The sequence below is a fragment of the Acinetobacter lwoffii genome (assembly GCF_052078135.1).
In the GTDB taxonomy this organism is placed as follows: Bacteria; Pseudomonadota; Gammaproteobacteria; order Pseudomonadales; family Moraxellaceae; genus Acinetobacter; species Acinetobacter lwoffii_Z.
Genome location: NZ_JBQGUZ010000017.1, coordinates 1 through 21,072 on the forward strand (window position 1 = coordinate 1; position 21,072 = coordinate 21,072).

A 21,072-nucleotide genomic window follows, 5' to 3' on the forward strand; every position below is an offset into this window, starting at 1 on the left:
AAACTATTTTTAAAATTTCTTTCTAAAACCCAACCCAATCAATCTTAACTAAGTCACTGTTTTATCAGAAGTTTTAATCTTCATCACCGCCGATGGATGTGCATTCTACAGGATTCCCAACCCAATACAACCCCTATTTTTAAATAATTCAGCAAAATCATCACGATTGTTTATTTATTCTACAAAAATTATAGGTTTTTCTATTTTTCACTCAAAATTTTTTCAATTACTGATGTTTTAAAGTAGTTTATTTACTTATCAAAGGATATTTCTAGTTAATTTAATTGCTATATCTATCTAAAAATTTTTTATTGTCTTTATTTCAGATCAAACACAACAGATGAGTTAATAAAATAGATTTACTATGGAATCCCTTACCCATTTTAAAAATATAATCCTCATCCATCCATTAAAATTCCATTCAACAAGATAATCACTCTATAGATAAACTCTGGTTAAATTGTTGAATGATTAAAATTAAGAGTGAAGCAATGCGAGAAGAAAGCAATCTTCAATGCACAGTTTTATTAGATGAAAAATAATTTAATAGGAATTCGAGCATTCATCATGATAGCCACCGATAAGAATTGTATATTTTTTATTCACATTGAATTTCAGGCATAAAAAAACCGCTTAACGCGGTATCTTTTATCTCGACCATCTTGAAGGAGATGGTCGGAGCAGTAGGATTCGAACCTACGACCCCCTGGTCCCAAACCAGGTGCACTACCAGGCTGTGCTATGCTCCGATTTCAACTTTAAAAGTTGGGGTGAATGACGGGATTCGAACCCGCGACAACTGGAATCACAATCCAGGGCTCTACCAACTGAGCTACATCCACCATCATTTTGATTCTTAACATCAAGCGACCAAATGGCGCGCCTGACAGGATTCGAACCTGTGACCATCCGCTTAGAAGGCGGATGCTCTATCCAACTGAGCTACAAGCGCGTTACTGATGCAAACATCATTTGCCTTGAAGAATTGGTCGGAGCAGTAGGATTCGAACCTACGACCCCCTGGTCCCAAACCAGGTGCACTACCAGGCTGTGCTATGCTCCGATTCATCTCAGCTTTCGTATCGAACATCGTTCGGTACGGTGTGCATTCTAGGCGCGACGCCCGGAGACGTCAACACCTATATTTAAAAAAAACCGAAAAAACGCTTCAAGCGTTTATTTATCAATCGCTTCAGACATTTTTTATACAAATTTTAACGTTTTAGTCCGGCACTAAAGTTCAGCATGCGATCTAGAGGCAGTTTAGCTCGTTCAGCAAGTACCGGATCGACATGCACTTCCTGATCTTTATGCTGTAACACATGCAAGATACCATCCAGCTCGTTCATGGCCATCCAAGGACAATGCGCACAAGAACGACAAGTTGCCCCCTCTCCTGCGGTTGGTGCTTCAATCAGAATTTTATCCGGCACTGCCTGCTGCATTTTATAAAAAATACCGCGATCAGTAGCTACGATTAAACGCTGATTTGGCAAAGTTTGTGCTGCTTTAATTAATTGTGAGGTACTACCCACCGCATCGGCAATCTCGACCACAGACATCGGTGATTCGGGATGTACCAGAACTGCCGCATCTGGATAGAGCTCTTTCATATTGGCAATACCGCGTGAACGGAATTCTTCATGCACGATACAGGCGCCATCCCAGAGCAACATCTCTGCACCGGTTTTTTTCTGGATATAACGACCCAGATGCTGATCTGGTGCCCAGATGATTTTTTCGCCCAGACTGTCCAGATGTTCGATAATTTCCACTGCACAACTTGAAGTGACGACCCAATCGGCTCGGGCTTTCACGGCCGCTGACGTGTTGGCATAAACCACCACGGTATGATCCGGGTGCGCATCGCAAAAAGCGGTAAACTCATCGACAGGACAACCTAAGTCCAGTGAACAGGTCGCTTCCAAAGTTGGCATCAGCACGGTTTTATTGGGTGAAAGAATTTTAGAGGTTTCGCCCATAAATTTCACACCAGCTACCACAAGCGTTGAAGCTGGATGATCGCGACCAAAACGCGCCATTTCCAGTGAATCGGAAACACAGCCCCCCGTCAGTTCAGCCAGTTCTTGCACTTCAGGATCACAATAATAATGCGCCACCAAAACAGCATCCTGTTTTTCCAGCTCTGCCTTGATCTGTGCAAATTTGTCCAATTTTTCCTGCTGGCTCATTTGATGTTCTTGTGGAACACCTAAACGATCTAAATGCGCCTGCACAATCGATTTAGCTTCATTGGCTATTAATTTGGTCGCATCATTCATAACAACTCTTACTCTACCCTCATGGTTCACTATTCAATGAACCTTTCACCCTACATCCCGGTCATCTCTGGCGAAATGCTATTTTTGACCAGTCATTAAAAATCATTAAGTATAAAAAAAGCCCCACAACGGAGGCTTTATAAACAATCTGAATTATGAGCGATAATCTGCATTGATTTTTACGTAGTCATACGACAGGTCACAGGTATAAACCGTATCTTTTGCCTGACCTCGTCCAAGATCAACACGAATCGTCATTTCAGCCTGGGCCATCACACGTGCACCGGCTGCTTCAGTATAGTCTGCTGCCGCACCACCATCTTTGCAGATTTGTACATCATCTAACCAAACCTGAATTTTTGCAACGTCTAAATTTGGCACACCGGCATAACCAATCGCTGCCAGAATACGGCCCCAGTTTGGGTCAGAAGCAAAGATTGCGGTTTTGACCAGCGGTGAATGCGCAATGCTATAGGCAATATCGCAGCACTCTTGAGTATTGCCACCACCTTCTACAGTCACGGTAATGAATTTAGTCGCACCTTCACCATCACGTACAATCAGTTGCGCAAGGCGTTTCATGGTACGTGTCAATACGTCTAGCACCACTGCATAACGTGGATCTTCAGTCGAAGTGATTTCAGCACCACCGGCCTGACCTGTGGCAATAAAAATACACGAGTCATTAGTTGAGGTATCGCCATCAATTGTAATACGGTTAAACGATACATTGACTGTTTCAGTTAATAACTGTTGAACCAGTTCACGGCTGATCGGTGCATCCGTCGCAACATAGCCCAGCATGGTCGCCATATTCGGGCGAATCATGCCTGCACCTTTGGAAATACCGGTCATGGTATAAGTCACACCATCCAGCTCGAACTGTTCTGACGCACCTTTCGGAGTGGTATCTGTGGTCATGATTCCAGTCGCTGCATCGCCCCAGGCATCATCACGCAATGAATCCAGCGCAGGCTGTAAACCTGTAAGCAAACGCTCCATTGGAAGCTGCTCACCAATCACACCAGTCGAGAATGGCAACACTTCAGCAGCCTGTACGCCTGCAAGTTCAGCTAACTTGGCACAGGTGGCTTCTGCATTTGCCATGCCTCTAGGACCTGTTCCTGCATTGGCATTGCCGGTATTGATTACCAGGTAACGTGGATTTCCCGCTTGCAAATGTGCTTTGGATACATGCACAGGTGCTGCACAAAAGGCATTCTGGGTAAACACCCCAGCAACATTGGAGCCTGCAGCCAGTTCAAATATCACCAGGTCACGTCGGTTCTGATAGCGCACATAGGCTTCAGCCGAACCAATTTTAACCCCTTTCACCACATGCATCTGTGGCATAGATACGTCACCAACTGCCATTTTAAAGTCCAATATTGAAGTTTTAGAAAAATACAGCTTAGTTGATCTGCAACAAAAAATCGAGCCAAAGCCTGAGCCAGCCTGAGATTTGTTATGGGTTTTCACAATAAAAAACCAGTCATCAAGACTGGTTTCTACGTTTTTAAAATTAAGATATTTTTAATTTTGTGCAAGTTGTCCAGATTCGCTTAGTAAAGCCTGTTTCGCTTGTTGTTGACTTGCACTAGAAAGTGCAGGATTAGTAGCAACAATACGGTCTGCATTTGCCGCATTAGCAGCTGCAATCGCAGCGGTCTGCAACACAATCGGACGATTCTGATTGGCAAAGGTATAACGGATGCCGGTACGTGGGCTTGCCACAGTCACTTGTGCATCGGTACGTTGTACTTGAGCAGTAGTCGTACCCACCGCTTGCTGAACTTTATCAATTGTTGTGGTCGCTGCAGTTTGTGCAAAACTTAAGGCAGGCGTTGCCAAAGCGGCAATTATGAGCGTTTTTAATACTTTTTTCATTCAGGTTATTCCACTTTGAGGTGTTGAATGAGCCATTAAATAGCATTTAACTCCTAAGACTGCAAACAGTATTCAATTTCTGAAAAATCTTCATACATAAAAAATCAGAGCCATGGGGCTCTGATTTTTAATAGCGTTTAGATCTTACCATGACACTGTTTGTATTTCAGGCCTGAACCACATGGACAAGGTGCATTACGACTTGCCGGTGCTTCAAAAACTGGTGCTACCGGATTGGCCTGAGCATTTTGCTCGGTCGTCACCTCATGGTCGCCTGCCAACAAGCCGTCAAACTCTTCATGAGATAACTGCAAACGCATTGCCTCAGCCTGTGCCTGCTGCTGTGCTTCCATTTCCGCCAGCTCTTCAGGGGTCGGTACGTGGATGCGTGACAGATCTGTCACGACATCGGATTTGATCGTACCCAGCATGTTCACAAACAGGTTATAAGCTTCTTTTTTGTATTCCTGCTCCGGATTCTTCTGCGCATAACCACGTAAATGAATACCCTGACGCAAGTAATCCATAGCCGCCAGATGCTCTTTCCAATGACGGTCCAGAGAATTCAGCATAAAGTGACGTTCAAGCGATGCTGCAGATTCCCCACCCATTTGTTCACGACGCGAACGGTAGCGGTTCAGCACTTCATCGGTAATACGAACCACCAAAGCTTCTTCATCCAGACGACGGTCCTGTTCCAGCCATTGCCCGATAGGAAGATCCATCGAAAGATCTTCACGTAGCGCCAGTTCCAGACCTTCAATATCCCACTGGTCATGAATCGATTCAGGTGGAATATAGTTGGCGATCACACCCTGCATCACTTCACGGATCATTTCTTCAATATAATCCTGCAGTGAATTTTCTGCCAAAATGTCATCACGCTGACTATAAATGATCTTACGCTGTTCGTTATTCACGTCATCGTATTTCAGCAAGTTCTTACGAATATCGAAGTTACGTGCTTCCACTTTACGCTGCGCATTTTCAATCGAGCGAGACACCATTTTGTGCTCAATCGCTTCATCTTCCTGCAAGCCCATGGCACGCATCATGCCGACTACGCGATCACCGGCGAAAATACGCATCAAGTCATCTTCAAGTGACAGGTAGAAACGTGATACACCCGGGTCACCCTGACGACCGGCACGGCCACGCAGCTGGTTATCGATACGGCGTGATTCATGACGCTCGGAACCGATAATATGCAAACCGCCTGAATCCAGCACGGCCTGGTGATTAACATCCCATTCTGCTTTCAGACGAGTTTCATCTTCAGGAGTCGGGTTTTCAATTTTAGCCAGCAACGCCTTCCAGTTACCACCCAACAGGATATCGGTACCACGACCGGCCATGTTAGTGGCAATCGTCACTGCACGCGGCGCACCGGCCTGCGCAATAATATCGGCTTCACGTTCGTGCTGTTTGGCATTCAGTACTTCATGCTGGATCCCTGCCGCTTTTAGCTTATCCGACAGAATCTCAGAAGCTTCAATGGTGGCTGTACCAATCAAAATTGGTGCGACACCAGCTTCATGCACACGCTGAATTTCTTGAATAATCGCGTTATATTTCCCTTCACGATTTAAATAAATTAAATCGTTATGGTCTTGACGAATCATTGGACGGTGGGTCGGAATCAGCACCACATCCAGACCATAAATTTCTTTCATTTCCGCTGCTTCAGTATCAGCAGTACCGGTCATACCGGATAATTTTTTATACAGACGGAAATAGTTCTGGAAGGTTGTGGTTGCCAGAGTCTGGTTTTCCGGCTGGATTTCCAGACCCTCTTTGGCTTCTACGGCTTGATGCAAACCTTCAGACCAGCGACGTCCCGGCATGGTACGACCGGTATTTTCATCGACAATAATCACTTCACCATCGTTGATGATGTATTGGACATTACGCTGATAGAGATAATGCGCACGGATCGCTGCAGTGACATGATGCAACAGGTTCAGGTTCGATGCTGAATACAAGCTCTCTCCTTCAGCCAGCAAGCCCATTTCAATCAGTTCACTTTCAATGGTTTCAAAACCCACTTCAGTAATTTCAACCGAACGCTGTTTCTCATCAATCCAGAAGTGACCGCCATCCGGCACTTTCTCTTCTTTCTGTGCCTGTAATTTTGGTGGAATATTATTGATGGCTGCATAAAGCTGTGAAGAATCTTCACTTTGACCAGAAATAATCAACGGGGTACGTGCTTCATCAATCAGGATCGAATCGACCTCATCGATAATGGCATAGGTCAAACCACGCTGCTTTTTCTCAGCCAGCGAGAACACCATATTGTCACGCAGGTAATCAAAGCCAAATTCGTTATTGGTACCGTAAGTAATGTCGGCACGATAAGCTTGCGCTTTTTCCATCGGATTTTGCATGGAATAAATAATGCCGATGCTTAGACCCAAAAACTCGAATAATGGACGGTTTAACTCGGCATCACGTTGCGCCAGGTAATCGTTTACGGTAATGACATGCACGCCCTGACCACTGATGGCATTCAGATAACAGGCCAAAGTACCCATCAGGGTTTTACCTTCACCGGTACGCATTTCTGCGATTTTGCCTTCGTGCAAGGTAATACCACCGATCAGCTGCACGTCATAATGACGCATGCCCATCACCCGCTTCGCCGCTTCACGACAGACTGCAAATGCTTCAGGCAGTAATTTATCGAGGGTTTCACCCTTATTATATCGTTGTTTGAATTCTTCAGTTTTTGCAGATAAGTCTGCATCGCTAAGGGTAGATATCGTCGGCTCGAGCACATTAATCTTGTCTACGATTTTACGCATGCGTTTGAGTTCGCGCTCATTTTTGGTACCGAAGATTCCTCCGATCAGACTTGCCAACATGAATAGACTCTCTAAATCTTGCTTGTCAAATGAATATGTTCTTAGTCGTTATTATGGTGCTAGAAATTTGAACTACAAGGGTTTTGCTGTAAAACCGCTAAAAAAATCTGATCCTTAGTTCTAGCCCTAAGATCTAAGGCAAAGTAATGTAGCAAATTTTCCCTGTGCAACATAGTCAATTAAGTGACTGATTTTTGCGCTTCTGGATAGATGGATATCTCACTTATGCAATTTACTCATAAAGAAAGCAAAAAACACTATTTTTAATCATAAAAAAATTGGTTCATATTAAATCGTATCTCGACATTAAAAGACCAATTGAGGCTAAAAAGATGAGTTTACGTTTAGGCGATACCGCACCGAATTTTGAACAGCAATCCAGTGAAGGCCTAATTAATTTTTATGACTTTCTGGGCGATAGCTGGGGCATTTTATTTTCACACCCTGCCGACTATACACCGGTATGTACGACTGAACTTGGCTATACCGCAAAACTTAAAGATGAGTTTGCAAAACGTGGTGTTAAAGCGATTGCCTTGTCGGTCGATAATGTGGAGTCACATCATGGCTGGATTAAAGACATCAATGAAACGCAGAACACTACGGTGAATTTCCCGATCATTGCCGATCAGGATCGCAAAGTTTCTGAGCTGTATGACTTTATTCATCCGAATGCCAGCGAAACGCTAACAGTTCGTTCTTTAGTGATCATTGATCCCAACAAAAAAGTCCGTTTGATTATTACTTATCCTGCATCGACGGGTCGTAATTTCCATGAAATCTTGCGTGTGGTGGATTCACTGCAACTCACCGATAGCCATAAAGTGGCAACGCCTGCGAACTGGCAACATGGCGATGATGTGGTGATTGTCCCTTCACTGAAAGATGAAGAAGAAATCAAGCAACGTTTTCCAAAAGGTTATACAGCGGTTAAACCTTATTTACGCCTCACGCCCCATCCTGAGCAAAATTAAAAGGACTCCTTTTTAATTTTGCGAAAGACAAGCTAAGTAAAGGATAAGAGAAACTCTATTTTCCACATTTTATGCTTTATCGAATACGACATTGACGTGCCACGGATTCGATTTGTTGATACAGCCTGTCTTCGGATAGGCTTTTTTATATTCAAAATCTCGTATTCACTTTAAACTTGAAATAACAAAAACAACATCTACGCTCTGTATGAAAATCTGCATATTTCCAATTCTCATGAGTGGCTACCTCCTAACCACAGGTTGCATGACTACGCCCGCCCTGCCTGAACCTCAACGTCCTCAGCATTGGGGACAGCCCATTCATCAGAATCATAATTTTCATCAAATCAGCAATTTTGTTTATCGTAGTGAGCAGCCTTCAACTGAACTCATTCCTTTATTAAAGCAGCATCAAATCAATGTGGTTATTAATTTACGTTCACGGGATCAAGACAGCTTTGTTTTGAGCAATGAAAACTTTCAGCTACATCATGTACCCATACATACCTGGGCAATTGATCGGGAAGATTTATTGAAAATTATGCTACTGATTCAGCAAGCACAACAAAATCACCAAAAGGTGCTCCTGCATTGTTATCACGGTTCAGACCGCACTGGTGCAAGTGTCGCCATGTACCGAATTATTTTTGAACATTGGCCGATTGAGCAGGCGCTACAGGAAATGAAACATGGCGGTTATGGCTTTCATGCCATTTGGAGCAATATCGAAAAGTTATTCACGCCTGAAAATGTAAAATGGATTCGCGAGCAACTCAAGAATCCATCTACAGAAACTTTGATTAATACAAAGAATTAACGCTTATCCAGCGGCACCCAGTCATTCACCCAAGCTGATTTCATATTCAGGCTGGCATCAGACGCAATTTTCTTACGAAGTGCATCTGCAGTCTCACGGTCTTTGGACGGCCCCACCATGATGCGTACACCTTTAGACGTTGAGCTTTTGGTGACCTTATAACCTTTGGCACGCAGTTTGGCTGCTACAGCATCCGCATTGGCTTCATTCGCTGCCAGTGCCACCTGTACCATCCATTGCTTGTCCTCTTCACCTTCCAGTAACTTACGCGCCTGCTCAGCTTCTGCTTTCTTCTTGGCTTCTTCGGCTGTAGCCTTTTTCTTGGCTTCTTCAGCTTTACGTTTTTCGTCAGCTTTACGTTTTTCCTCGGCAGCTTTACGTTCAGCTTCTTTCTTTTCAGCCGCTTTACGCTCTTCCTCGGTTTTACGTTTTGCTTCAGCCGCCTTACGTTCTGCTTCGGCTTTTTGCTGTTGCTCTAACTTGCGTTTTTCTTCAGCGGCTTTACTTTCAGCAGCTTTACGCTCTGCTTCTTTCTTGGCTGCATCAGTAGAACTATTGGCTTTTTGTTGTACCAGCTGCTGCTGGGCTAACTTTTTTTCTTGCACCGCTTTTTCTTCAGCCAGACGTTTCTGCTTGGCCTGTTCATCTTCCACCAGTTCTGGTGGAATATTATCGGAACTTTGCTGTCCCAGGCGGTGTGCATTCAGGGCAGCATATTCTTCAGCTGCTTTACGCGCAGCATCTGCTTCAGCCTGCTGTTGCATCGCTAAAAATTCGGCCGCACGCGCCTCCTGTTCTGCAACCGATTTTTCCCGGTCACGACGTTGCTGTTCAAGTAAACGCTTTTCTGTTTCCACATCGACCGTCAAAGAACCGAGCGAATGATTGCCTGTCTCTTTATTTTCAACTTCCGCAGCCTGTGCCGGATTTTGCTGACGGTCCTGATTGATTTCATCTTGGCCTTTCAGGAGTAATGCTGCCAATAAAACACCACCACCGAGTAAAACAACACCGCCCATCCAGCGCTGTTTGTTATTCATTGACATTCTTCCAAATACTCCCATACCGCTTCTAAGGTATGAAATGATCCACATACCAAAATCAGCTGATTATTATCTGTTTGATCCAGTGCTGATTTAAAAGCTAATTTTACATTGTCAAATTGTTCTACCGCCTCACCGTTTAAAGCATCAGCCAAAACTGTGACCTCTGCCGCACGTGGAACGGATAATGGTGCAATTTTCCACAATTGCACCGTGTCTTTCAATAACTTGACGACAGAATTTATATCTTTATCTGCCAGCATTGAAAATACACAAATGACTTCATTATATTTTTGATTGTAATTTAAATAATCTCGTAATTGTTTCAGTAGAAATTCGACCCCATGCGGGTTGTGTCCTGCATCAAAAATCACGGTTTTATTCTGGATTTGACGGATTTCAAACCGTCCCGGCAATTTTGCCGTTTGAATGCCTTGTGCAATTGCCTGCTGGCTGACGTTTAATCCGCTCAGCAGAATGGCGGCCACGGCGGTAGAAATATTATCCAGTGCCAGCGAACCTGTTGGGAGTTTTAAGGTCGTACCCGATGAAGCAAAAGCCCAGCTTTGGCCATCTTCAAAGGCTTTATAGAAATAATCACGGTTGATTGCATACAAAGATGCTTTACATTCTTGGGCTTTATTTAGAATGGCTTGCGGGATCTGTTGCTGTCCACCAAATACCACGGGAATATCCGGGCGAATAATTCCGGCCTTTTCAAAAGCAATTTTCTCGATGGTGTCACCAAGCCAGTCAGTATGATCCAGACCAATATTGGTAATCACCGCCACATCCGGATTGACCACATTGACCACATCCAGACGGCCGCCTAAGCCAACTTCCAGCACCCAGACATCACAGCATTGATCTTTAAAAATCACAAAAGCAGCCAGTGTCGTGGCTTCAAAGAAAGACAGGCTCAAACCGCATTCGCGACGAGCCTGATCGACCTGAACAAAAGCATCAATCAGCAACTGATCTTCAACTTCAATGCCGCGTAATTTCACACGTTCATTGAAACGGTACACGTGGGGGGATTGATATAGCCCGATCTTGAAGCCTTGTGCATTCAGGATCGCGGCTAGTGTAGTGGTGGTTGAACCCTTACCATTGGTTCCAGCCACCGTCAGCACTTTGGCTTCTGGACGTGTCACTCCCAGCTTTTCAGCCACCGGAATAACCCGTTCCAGACCTAAATCAATACCCGTAACGTGAACATGGCTCCAATAATCGAGCCATGTGTTTAAAGAATCTGTTGCTAAGGGTGCTGTGTTCAATGCAAATTCATCAACTTCGTAACGATACGATAAACTGTATCACGTAATGCATGACGGTGAACAATCTGATCGATTACCCCATGATCAAGCAAGTATTCCGCGCGCTGGAACGGTTCTTCCAGTTTCTCACGTACGGTTTGTTCGATCACACGTTTACCGGCGAAGCCAATCATCGCTTTCGGTTCAGCAATATGTACATCACCCAGCATTGCCAATGATGCGGTCACACCGCCGTACACTGGATGAGTCAGTACCACGACATAAGGCAGACCTGCTTCTTTTAAACGCTGGATCGCAGCCGAAGTGCGCGCCATTTGCATCAGGGACAACATGCCTTCCTGCATACGTGCACCACCCGAAGCAGCAAAACAGATCAGGGGCTGACGGGTTTCAATCGCACGTTCTGCCGCCTGAACAAAGCGGTCACCGACCACTGTACCCATAGAACCGCCCATGAAGTCGAACTCAAACGCACAGGCAATCATCGGTACGCCTTTCAGCAAACCCTGAATTACCACCAGTGCTTCAGTTTCACCGGTTTTCTTTTGCGCTTCAGCCATACGGTCTGGATAGGCTTTACTATCGACAAATTTCAGGGGATCTTTGGCTATAAATTCCTGACCCAATTCTGTTTGTACCTGATCAAAGAACCAGTTCAGACGTTCACGGGCTTTCATACGCAAATGTTCATCACATTGCGGACAGACATAGGCATTAAATGACATGGCAGTACGGGTCACCAATGCATGACATTCAGGACACTCAATCGTAGGCTCGGTAAATGTCGCTTTATATGCCGTTTGCTCATCGGGTACCTGAATGCCCGGAACAGTACGCTCCGTCCATGGGGTCGATGGGCTCAGAATTTTGCCTGATTTCACTTGTTGACTCATACTAACTCATCGAGCGCTGCTCGAAGCTCCTTGACTTTATTCACCGTCGCAATAACGGCTTGTTCTGGTGCGAGCGTTGCAAACTGCTTTACAAACGCACTACCCACAATAACTGCATCGGCAGCAACACCCATCGCTTTCGCAGATGCAGCATCACTGATACCGAAACCTACGCCTACAGGAACATCAGTCACAGCTTTAATCTTTTGAATGCGTGCAGCGGCTTCAGAGACATCTAAAGTTGCTGCACCGGTCACGCCCTTCAGTGACACATAGTAAATAAAGCCGCTGGCCTGTTTCGCTACGTGTTGAATACGTGCATCGGTTGAAGTTGGTGCCAGCAGGAAAATCTGATCCATATCATATTTTTCCAGTACTTCACCCAGACCTTGTGCTTCTTCTGGTGGCAAGTCCACCAGCAGTACACCATCTACTCCACATTCATAGGCATAAGCCACAAACTTTTCATAGCCAATCACTTCAACCGGATTCAGATAACCCATCAGTACCACTGGTGTTTCGCGATCTTTCAAGCGAAATTCTTTCACCATGTGCAGGGCATCCAGGGTATTGGTTCCACCTGCCAGAGCACGTTCAGCAGCTAGTGCAATCACCGGCCCATCTGCCATCGGGTCCGAGAAAGGAAGTCCCAGCTCAATCACGTCGACACCCGCTTCCACCATCTCATGCAGCAAAGGCACTGTGACTTCTGGATGCGGATCACCCGCCATGACATAAGAAACTAAAGCTTTACGCTGTTGAGATTTAAGTTGTCCAAATCGTGTGGCTAAACGTGACATAGAGAGGTATTTTCCTTAACGTGTTTCAAACTTGAGGCATTGACTATGTAGAAATACAAGACATCGCATTGTAACGCTATTTTTTGTCCAATGAACAGTCTGCGATACCGACCTCGAGTACTTCATTTCCTGTGCGAAGATTTCAAAACAATTCGGAAGGGTCTATTTACGATTATTTTGATTTTTTTCACAATGATCAAAGATGCCTAATTTTGCTATTACCTAAAATCCTGAATATTTAGATAAACTTATTTTTATCATATAAAAATTAATAAAAATGCAGATGTTAGCGCATTCATTTAAAGTTTTCTGAAATAGCAAAACCTGCTTTATACTAGTCCTATTCTCTTACTTTTTTATCTCCTATGCAGACTGATTCTGAGGCTACAGTGCAGGCACGCGCCATTGCACTGCTGCCGCTTATTGTATTTTTAACCATATTTTTGGGTAGCGGGATCTATCATTCCCTGATCGGAACCGAGTTCGCGTTCTATCAGGTGAAAGCGCCTGTGGCTGCCCTGCCTGCGATTATCTTGGCTGCATTAGTGTATCGCGGCAAACTCAACCAGGGCATTGAGGAATTCCTCAGAGGTGCCAGTCATCCGAACTTAATTCTGATGTTTATGGTGTTTATGCTGGCAGGTGCTTTTGCCAGCGTCAGTAGCGCCATTGGCAGCGTCGACGCCACCGTGCAGATGGGCTTGTCAGTGATTCCACCTACATTTATTCTGCCGATGTTATTTGTGATCTCGGCCTTTATTGCCACGGCGATGGGTACCTCCATGGGCACCATTGCAGCCTGTGCGCCGATCGCTTTTGGTTTCACCCAGGTGACCGATATTGACGTGATTTATGCGATTGGTGCGGTCGTCGGTGGTGCCATGTTCGGTGATAACCTGTCCATGATTTCAGACACCACCATTGCGGCGACCACCAGCCAACGCGTACAACTGCGTGACAAGTTCAGAGTCAATGTCTGGATTGCAGTTCCAGCCTCAATCGTCACTATTTTAATTTACGTGTTAAGTACCGGCAGTAGCAACACATTGGAATACAAGGATTTTAACTGGCTTCTGGTCTTACCTTATATCGCCGTATTTATTTTGGCCTTTAGCCGTTTACACGTTCTGGCTGTACTGACCATTGGCGTACTACTTTCCGGCTTGTTTGGCCTATTTGCCACAGCTGAATTCGATCTGCTCAAACTGAATACTTCAATTTACGATGGCTTTGTCGGCATGTTTGAAGTGGCGTTATTGTCGATGTTTCTGGGTGGCCTGTCGGCGATCATGCAACGAGAAGGCGGTTTACGCTGGCTGATCGATCGTATTTATAGCCTGACCCGTCTGTTTAAAGTTGGGAAGCAACGTGCCGGCGAAATCGGGATTAGTTTTTTGGTGGTGTTTTCGAATATCTTTGTGGCCAATAATACCGTGGCGATTATTCTGTCTGGTGATATGGCAAGTGAAGTTGCCAAAGAATACGGCGTAGATCCTAAGCGTTCTGCGGCACTGATGGATATTTTCTCTTGCGTGGTACAGGGTTTAATTCCTTATGGCGCACAGTTACTACTGGCCTGTTCCATTGCAAAAATCTCGCCGGTTGAACTGATTGGTGGTGTGTACTATTGCTGGATTCTGGCCATTTTTGCGATTGCTGCGATCGCGTTTAGATTCCCTCAGGTGAAAGCAAGCACTTAATCCATCATCCTGCGAAAATAAAAAAGCGACCGATACCGGTCGCTTTTTTCAGCTTCGTGCTTTGTGTAACTGCCTTTTTCGCTCTAACAAGGTCTGTCCGGTGGCTGCCTTATAGGCCCGTGCCAAAGCCGACTGATCAGAATAATCCAGCTGCTCGGCAATCTCGGTCAGACCTAATCCCTGCTGCAACAACAGCTCGCAACGTTTAATCCGCTGCTGTTCCAGCAGTTTTTTAAATGAAGTGCCATGAGTGCTGAACAAGCGCTGCAAACTACGTGTCGACATCAACAACTGCCGGGCAAGCTGTTCAACTTTAATGGCCTGATGCTGGGTCCGCAGCTGTTCGGCAATCATTTGCTGCGCCTGTTCCAAATGATTTTCAAGGGGCGGCTTGGCTGCAATCGCCTGTTCTGCCTGATGAACCAGTAGCTGCAACAGCATTGGATCAGCCTGCTCAGACCCATGTGCCAGTCCTTGCAAATCCAGCTCTATGCCATAATAGTCCTGAGAAAATCTCACCTCACTGGCAAAAAACTTTTGATAATGTATTTTCGCCATGTCAGGCACATGGGCAAAACGTACACAATGCAGTAACAGTTGATGATCCTGCAAAATGACGCGTCCCAATTGCACCATCGCGGCCATGGTCAGCTCATTGAGCAGATTATATTTTTCATCCAGATAGGCCCAAAATAATTCAAGACTGTGTTCACGCTGCTTCAATTGCAAAGGTACAAACTCACTGCCATCAATCACCAGTCGTTGAAAGCGAATGATATGCCGGATCATTTCCGCAACGCTGCTGCTGCGCGAAGCCATATAGCCGAGCACGCCAAAATGTTCTGGACGAATAACCTGCACGATCTCGAAAATTAGTTGTGGACAGTTTAAATGTTGCCGGGTTCTTAACAGAAGCTGATTTAATAATTCCAGCGGCACTTGCGTGGCAAAAGGCTGATCAATCAGGGGGACAAGCGCTTCATGTACATCTTGCAGAAAGTCAGCTTCCAAAGGCTCAATTTGCAGACTGCGCAGATAAGTCGCCCAAAGCTGAATATAACCATTGGATATTTTAATTTCTTGCATGCGCGCTTCCCGCTGCCTGCTTTAGGCTAAGCAGTTTTATTTTCATTTGGCATAAAATGTATAAAAATTGGCAAGCACTGTCAAAAAAATTACGGCATTCCCCGACATACTGTCAGCATCGTCACAAAAAAGAACTTCTAAGATGAATGCAGTATTAAAATCTTCAATAAAGCCCGTGGTCCGGACCCAGCTTGATTTTAAACTGGATGAAATTCCGCGCTACTGGTTTGGCGGTGATCCCTTTCTGACCCGCATGTTCGATGCCTTGAGCCTGACCTTTCCAGATGGCGAGCGTTATTTTATTCAAAGTGTGCGCCTGTTCCGCGATCAGATCACAGACCTGGAACTGCAACAACGTGTGGCAGATTTTATTCGTCAGGAAGCACAGCATGGCATTGCCCATGAAAAAATGAATCAGCTGATGCGCGAGCAAGGCATGCCCGTAGATCAGTTCATCCAGCGCCTCAATTACATGATGAATTACGACTTGAAAAACCGCTCACCTGAATACAATATTGCGGTGACTGCTGCTGCAGAGCATTTGACTGCGCTCATGGCCGAGACTTTTTTTGGACAGAAAGATACGTTAAGAGATGCCCATCCTTTTGTTCGTGCCATGTTTGCCTGGCATGCCATTGAAGAAATGGAACATCGTGATGTGGCTTTTGACGTGATGAAAGATGTGGCACAAACTCCAGAACTTCTGCGAAAATATAGCTTGGTGATTACTACCCTGCTCATGTTCAGCTTTACCATATACCGCGCCAACATCATGCTTAAACATGATGGATTCACACCATTACAACGTTTGCAAATGAATTTAAAAGGACTGCCCTGGTTTTTTGGCCGTAACGGGAAATTAACCCGTATGGGTACACAATATCGGGACTGGTTTAAACAAGACTTCCATCCTTCCCAGCATCCGGTAATTGCCCAATATGATGTCTGGGTAAAAACTCTAGCCGAAACCAATGATCCTATTCAGGCCGGTGAAGCCTTCTGGCAGGCAGCCAAAGATTAAGCTCAAATCAAAAAAGCCTTCAAAATTGAAGGCTTTTTTTAGGTCTTATGCCTGTACATTTACCACTTGGCATAATGCTGTTCAAGCAAGGCATATTCATTTAGTAAAATAATTTCCTGATCATCTTGCTGAATCGTTCCGGAAACCTTGGCTTGCCACTGACTAAACTGGCTCCCGACCAGACGCAGGTTGAGATTTTCATAACGGCGCCAGCCTGTGCTGACCATCAGATTCAATCTTTCATCCAGCGACTGAATCGTCCATTGGTTTTCCGATTCCTGCTGGAACAGCACATCGGCCAAGGGATAAATTTTCCCATTGATCCACAGACAGTTTTCGTTACCGAAGCTTTCATTTACGCCTGACGCCAGATTAATGCCAATCCGGTTCTGATTCATATCCCAGAAATTACAGGACAGCCAGAACCAGGCCGTTTCTGGACGCAAAAAGCCACAGGTGTCATCTAGAGAAGCAAAGCTGCGTTCATTAAACTGAATGGTTTCACCCTGCTTGTTAATGAAAAAACCTTCACAGCCCAGAGTAGTTAATTTCTGAGTATAGGTCCAGCCATTAATGCCGGTCGGACTGCACATACTCAGTGGATCGGTTCCGGCACAGAAAATCCGGGCACTGAGTTTAATTTCGCCGTATTTGCTGACATTGATATAACGCACGCCGTTGGCATGCTGGATATCGATCTGAAAAGGTGATTTATGGAAATAACTATGATTAAACAGTGGCTGCTCGTCCAGCACAGTGTTGCGTGACAGGAAATTAATCGCATTCCATTCCAGCACTTCATTGCTCATATGGTTATAGACATAGACAAAACCATGCCCTGCCCATGCGATATCGGCAATTGCCAATCCAATCGTATAATGCTCGTGCTGAATACTACAGAATTTGAATTTTTTATATTTTAGATGCTTACGCCAGCCTGACAGCACATGACCATAAGGATTCTTGTATTGATATGCCTGATAGTCAATACTTTTTGGAAGTTCCTTGAAACGTCCATAACGCGGTTGTCCATTTGCCTGAATTAAATCCATTTAAGACATTCCATCTCAGTCAAAACTGCTTTTCCTTGGCAGTATTATGCCAATTATTAAATTTTGATAAAGAGATTTTTTAAGCCACTTATCGAATCATTCAGCCAACCGCAGATTTAATTCAATCACAAACAGCGTTAAATCGTGAGATAAGTATTTTCCCAACGATTGCCACTGAAACTACCCTCTAACAGTTGTACGTAGCGACCATAAACCTGATCAATGGCAATACAGTCATCTACATCCAGCACACGGTCAGTATGCTGTTTTTGCCAGTGCCGGGCGAAGTAGGCTTTACCGCGCTGTTTGGCCACCATGGCATTCTGTGCAACCACCAGCACATAACGATGCAGCTCGCCAAACTCACGTGGATCATAACCACCCAGATTAATCAGCCAAAGTTTTTCATCGGATTGCTGTGGCTGTGCATCAGTAAATTGCAGCGTATAGGATTTGCCCTCGAACTCCAGTCCGTTGATTTGCGCCCAAGCATCAATATGCAGACCTTTCTGTTCCGCAAACCAGGCATTTTTTAATTGCGGATAGGTGTCTTCCAGACTCTCTCCTATTGCCAAAACTACATCATGAACTTCTGTATTGGCACGGGCATGACGACCACCGAGCATCACAATAAACAAGCTGGGCATTACATTTCCTTGTTAGCGTCAATCTTTAAGATCATTTCATTGATGCTTGCCAGTATAGCGCAAAGCTATTCCATGATGATGTAGCCATCTGCCAAGGACAAATTTGCATCATCAGCCTGACTGAATTTGCGCAAACAGCATCCAGTCACTCGGTATCCATCTCCATATCGAGGATCAGTTTAAGCCTGTGTCAGGATCAAAAAACCATTTTCAGTGAATACAATTGGCTAGCGAATCATTTCCGATCATTTTCATCAGGATTTACAGCGATAGAGGATTATTTTTTTGTACAAAATACAAACACGACTAAACCGCACAAATCTGTACAAATTTTCGCCCAAATTTCAATCTAAAGGCATATTTCGTTGACTGAAATGCGCTGAAAGACGATACTCTCAATGTTTTTATTTAAGCAAATCGGTTCAAAGAGGCTGGGCCAAAAGTTCGGTCCTCAGAAACTCAATCCAACGCAAGGGGCTATATATGGCTGGTGGAAAGTCAACTATCATTTACACACTGACCGACGAGGCGCCATTACTGGCGACTTATTCTCTGCTGCCGATCATTGAGACCTTTACTAAGCCAGCTGGCGTTGAGATCGTCAAAAGTGACATCTCTGTAGCTGTGCGCGTGCTCTCCGAATTTACAGATTACCTAAGCGAAGAGCAAAAGGTGCCTGACACTCTAGCTGAGCTAGGTCGTCTTACACAAGATCCAGACACGAACATTATCAAACTCCCAAATATCAGTGCTTCTGTTGGCCAGCTAACAGCGTGTATCAAGGAACTTCAGTCTAAAGGCTATGCAATCCCTGACTATCCTGAAAACCCGACCACTGAAGAAGAAAAAGCAATCAAGGCACGTTATAGCAAATGTCTTGGTTCAGCAGTAAACCCTGTTCTACGTGAAGGTAACTCAGACCGTCGTGCGCCTGCTGCCGTTAAAAACTACGTGAAAAAACACCCGCACTCTATGAGCGAGTGGAAACAGTGGTCTCAAACTCACGTTTCACACATGGACGAAGGTGACTTCTACCACGGCGAAAAGTCAATGACTTTAGACCGCGCACGTGATGTGAAAATGGAATTGATCACCAAGTCTGGTGAAACCATTGTTCTTAAGCCAAAAGTTGCGCTTCAAGACGGCGAAATCATCGACTCAATGTTCATGAGCAAGAAAGCACTTTGCGACTTCTACGAGAAAGAACTTGAAGACTGTCGTGAAGCAGGCATTCTGTTCTCTTTACACGTTAAAGCAACCATGATGAAGGTGTCTCACCCAATCGTCTTTGGTCACTGTGTAAGAATCTACTACAAAGAAGCATTCGAAAAACATGGCAAGCTTTTTGATGAGCTTGGCATTAATGTCAATAACGGTATGGCCGGTCTTTACGAGAAAATCGAGACGCTTCCGACTTCTCAACGTGAAGAAATCATCCGTGACCTGCACGCTTGTCAAGAACACCGTCCAGCACTGGCGATGGTTGATTCAGCAAAAGGCATCACTAACTTCCACTCTCCTAACGACGTCATTGTAGATGCTTCTATGCCTGCCATGATCCGTGGTGGCGGTAAAATGTGGGGCGCTGATGGCAAACCTTACGACTGTAAAGCAGTTATGCCTGAATCTACATTCGCGCGTATTTACCAGGAAATGATCAATTTCTGTAAGTGGAATGGTAATTTTGATCCAAAAACCATGGGTACTGTACCGAACGTTGGTTTGATGGCACAAAAAGCTGAAGAATACGGTTCACATGACAAGACTTTCGAGATCTCTGAAGCCGGTGTTGCAAACATCGTTGATCTTGAAACTGGTGAAGTGTTGATGTCACAAAACGTGGAAGAAGGCGATATCTGGCGTATGTGTCAGGTGAAAGACGCACCGATCCGCGACTGGGTAAAACTTGCAGTTACTCGTGCACGCAACTCTGGCATGCCGGCAATCTTCTGGCTTGACCCGTACCGTCCACACGAAAACGAACTGATCAAGAAAGTTGAAAAATACCTGAAAGATCATGACACCACTGGTCTTGACATCCAGATCATGTCACAAGTACGTGCAATGCGTTATACGCTTGAACGTGTTGCTCGCGGTCTAGATACTATTTCTGTAACAGGTAACATCCTGCGTGACTACCTGACTGACTTGTTCCCGATCATGGAATTGGGTACATCTGCGAAAATGTTGTCAATCGTGCCATTAATGGCAGGTGGTGGCATGTACGAAACAGGTGCAGGCGGTTCTGCTCCTAAGCACGTACAGCAGTTAGTTGAAGAAAACCACTTACGTTGGGATTCACTCGGTGAATTCATGGCGTTGGCGGTATCTTTAGAAGAAATGGGTATTAAAGAAGGCAATGACGACATCAAGTTACTTGCTAAAACTTTAGACCAAGCGACTGGTAAATTGCTAGATAACGACAAGTCTCCTTCTCGTCGTACTGGCGAATTGGACAACCGTGGTAGCCATTTCTACCTGGCGAAATTCTGGGCTGAAGCTTTGGCTGCTCAAGACGAAAATGCTGAATTGAAAGCGAAATTTGCACCACTTGCAAAAACTTTAGCTGAAAATGAAGATAAAATCGTTGCTGAGCTTGCAGAAGTTCAAGGCAAATCAGTAGACATCGGCGGTTACTACGCAGTTGATCAAGAAAAAGTAAATGCAGTAATGCGTCCAAGTGCAACTTTGAATGCAGCGCTTGAAACGATCTAAGCTTTTAAGAACTA

The 21,072-nt window shown here is 44.8% G+C and carries 16 protein-coding genes and 4 tRNA genes; 5 read left to right on the forward strand and 15 right to left on the reverse strand.

Going from position 1 to position 21,072, the window contains the following annotated elements; all coding sequences use genetic code 11:
• Positions 1-672: 672 nt before the first annotated feature.
• The 8 genes from ACTL4S_RS11510 to secA all read right to left on the reverse strand — a co-directional run bounded on the left by ACTL4S_RS11510 (position 673) and on the right by secA (position 7,033).
• Positions 673-749: transfer RNA gene (locus ACTL4S_RS11510), tRNA-Pro, on the reverse strand.
• A gap of 17 nt (positions 750-766) precedes the next feature.
• A tRNA-His gene (locus tag ACTL4S_RS11515) sits at positions 767-842 on the reverse strand.
• 33 nt (positions 843-875) lie between these two features.
• Positions 876-952 (reverse strand) — tRNA-Arg (locus ACTL4S_RS11520).
• A 34-nt stretch (positions 953-986) separates the two neighbouring features.
• Positions 987-1,063 (reverse strand) — tRNA-Pro (locus ACTL4S_RS11525).
• Positions 1,064-1,214: 151 nt separating this feature from the next.
• The gene (nadA, locus tag ACTL4S_RS11530; RefSeq protein WP_409655128.1) at positions 1,215-2,282 is read right to left on the reverse strand and encodes a quinolinate synthase NadA; all 1,068 of its coding nucleotides are present in this window, start codon (positions 2,280-2,282) and stop codon (positions 1,215-1,217) included.
• A gap of 153 nt (positions 2,283-2,435) precedes the next feature.
• Positions 2,436-3,656 (reverse strand): bifunctional glutamate N-acetyltransferase/amino-acid acetyltransferase ArgJ, encoded by a 1,221-nt coding sequence (gene argJ / locus ACTL4S_RS11535; protein ID WP_441299394.1) that lies wholly within the window; start codon positions 3,654-3,656, stop codon positions 2,436-2,438.
• 159 nt (positions 3,657-3,815) lie between these two features.
• Positions 3,816-4,169, reverse strand: a complete 354-nt coding sequence (locus tag ACTL4S_RS11540; protein ID WP_005106111.1) for a hypothetical protein — start codon at positions 4,167-4,169, stop codon at positions 3,816-3,818.
• Positions 4,170-4,306: 137 nt separating this feature from the next.
• On the reverse strand, positions 4,307-7,033 hold the full coding sequence (gene secA, locus ACTL4S_RS11545; protein ID WP_441299395.1) for a preprotein translocase subunit SecA: 2,727 nt from the start codon (positions 7,031-7,033) through the stop codon (positions 4,307-4,309).
• Positions 7,034-7,365: 332 nt separating this feature from the next.
• Here secA and ACTL4S_RS11550 point away from each other — a divergent pair, with 332 nt between their 5' ends.
• Together ACTL4S_RS11550 and ACTL4S_RS11555 are read left to right on the forward strand one after the other, a co-directional pair.
• Complete coding sequence (locus tag ACTL4S_RS11550) at positions 7,366-8,007, forward strand: peroxiredoxin (protein ID WP_184413433.1); 642 nt, start codon at positions 7,366-7,368, stop codon at positions 8,005-8,007.
• Positions 8,008-8,215: 208 nt separating this feature from the next.
• Entirely contained in the window at positions 8,216-8,824 is a 609-nt protein-coding gene (locus tag ACTL4S_RS11555) for a dual specificity protein phosphatase family protein (protein ID WP_005263670.1), read from the forward strand.
• Here the strand turns inward: ACTL4S_RS11555 and ACTL4S_RS11560 are convergent.
• The 4 genes from ACTL4S_RS11560 to trpA are packed head-to-tail and all read right to left on the reverse strand — an operon-like array spanning position 8,821 to position 12,837.
• Positions 8,821-9,864 carry an SPOR domain-containing protein gene (locus ACTL4S_RS11560; protein ID WP_004281671.1) on the reverse strand — a complete coding sequence of 348 codons (1,044 nt, stop codon included), beginning with the start codon at positions 9,862-9,864 and terminating at the stop codon, positions 8,821-8,823. The genes ACTL4S_RS11555 and ACTL4S_RS11560 overlap by 4 nt on opposite strands.
• Positions 9,861-11,144, reverse strand: a complete 1,284-nt coding sequence (gene folC / locus ACTL4S_RS11565; RefSeq protein WP_441299396.1) for a bifunctional tetrahydrofolate synthase/dihydrofolate synthase — start codon at positions 11,142-11,144, stop codon at positions 9,861-9,863. Before folC ends, ACTL4S_RS11560 begins: the two co-directional genes overlap by 4 nt.
• Positions 11,141-12,037 (reverse strand): acetyl-CoA carboxylase, carboxyltransferase subunit beta, encoded by an 897-nt coding sequence (gene accD, locus ACTL4S_RS11570; protein WP_004733767.1) that lies wholly within the window; start codon positions 12,035-12,037, stop codon positions 11,141-11,143. Before accD ends, folC begins: the two co-directional genes overlap by 4 nt.
• On the reverse strand, positions 12,034-12,837 hold the full coding sequence (trpA, locus tag ACTL4S_RS11575; protein ID WP_004645173.1) for a tryptophan synthase subunit alpha: 804 nt from the start codon (positions 12,835-12,837) through the stop codon (positions 12,034-12,036). Before trpA ends, accD begins: the two co-directional genes overlap by 4 nt.
• Before the next feature lie 365 nt (positions 12,838-13,202).
• Here trpA and ACTL4S_RS11580 point away from each other — a divergent pair, with 365 nt between their 5' ends.
• Positions 13,203-14,537, forward strand: a complete 1,335-nt coding sequence (locus ACTL4S_RS11580) for a Na+/H+ antiporter NhaC family protein (RefSeq protein WP_441299397.1) — start codon at positions 13,203-13,205, stop codon at positions 14,535-14,537.
• A 48-nt stretch (positions 14,538-14,585) separates the two neighbouring features.
• Here the strand turns inward: ACTL4S_RS11580 and ACTL4S_RS11585 are convergent, their stop codons facing one another.
• A complete protein-coding gene (locus tag ACTL4S_RS11585; protein ID WP_195725612.1) occupies positions 14,586-15,623 on the reverse strand; it encodes an AraC family transcriptional regulator in 1,038 nt (345 codons plus the stop codon).
• Positions 15,624-15,765: 142 nt separating this feature from the next.
• On the opposite strand from ACTL4S_RS11585, the gene ACTL4S_RS11590 reads away from it, so the two are divergent.
• A complete protein-coding gene (locus ACTL4S_RS11590) occupies positions 15,766-16,644 on the forward strand; it encodes a metal-dependent hydrolase (RefSeq protein WP_441299398.1) in 879 nt (292 codons plus the stop codon).
• Between the two features lie 59 nt (positions 16,645-16,703).
• Here ACTL4S_RS11590 and ACTL4S_RS11595 read toward each other — a convergent pair whose 3' ends face one another.
• Together ACTL4S_RS11595 and ACTL4S_RS11600 are read right to left on the reverse strand one after the other, a co-directional pair.
• A complete protein-coding gene (locus ACTL4S_RS11595) occupies positions 16,704-17,696 on the reverse strand; it encodes a DUF2804 domain-containing protein (RefSeq protein ID WP_441299399.1) in 993 nt (330 codons plus the stop codon).
• 137 nt (positions 17,697-17,833) lie between these two features.
• Positions 17,834-18,343 carry a DUF1543 domain-containing protein gene (locus ACTL4S_RS11600; protein ID WP_005106094.1) on the reverse strand — a complete coding sequence of 170 codons (510 nt, stop codon included), beginning with the start codon at positions 18,341-18,343 and terminating at the stop codon, positions 17,834-17,836.
• Positions 18,344-18,826: 483 nt separating this feature from the next.
• On the opposite strand from ACTL4S_RS11600, the gene ACTL4S_RS11605 reads away from it, so the two are divergent.
• Positions 18,827-21,058, forward strand: a complete 2,232-nt coding sequence (locus tag ACTL4S_RS11605) for an NADP-dependent isocitrate dehydrogenase (RefSeq protein ID WP_247144096.1) — start codon at positions 18,827-18,829, stop codon at positions 21,056-21,058.
• Positions 21,059-21,072 lie beyond the last annotated feature (14 nt).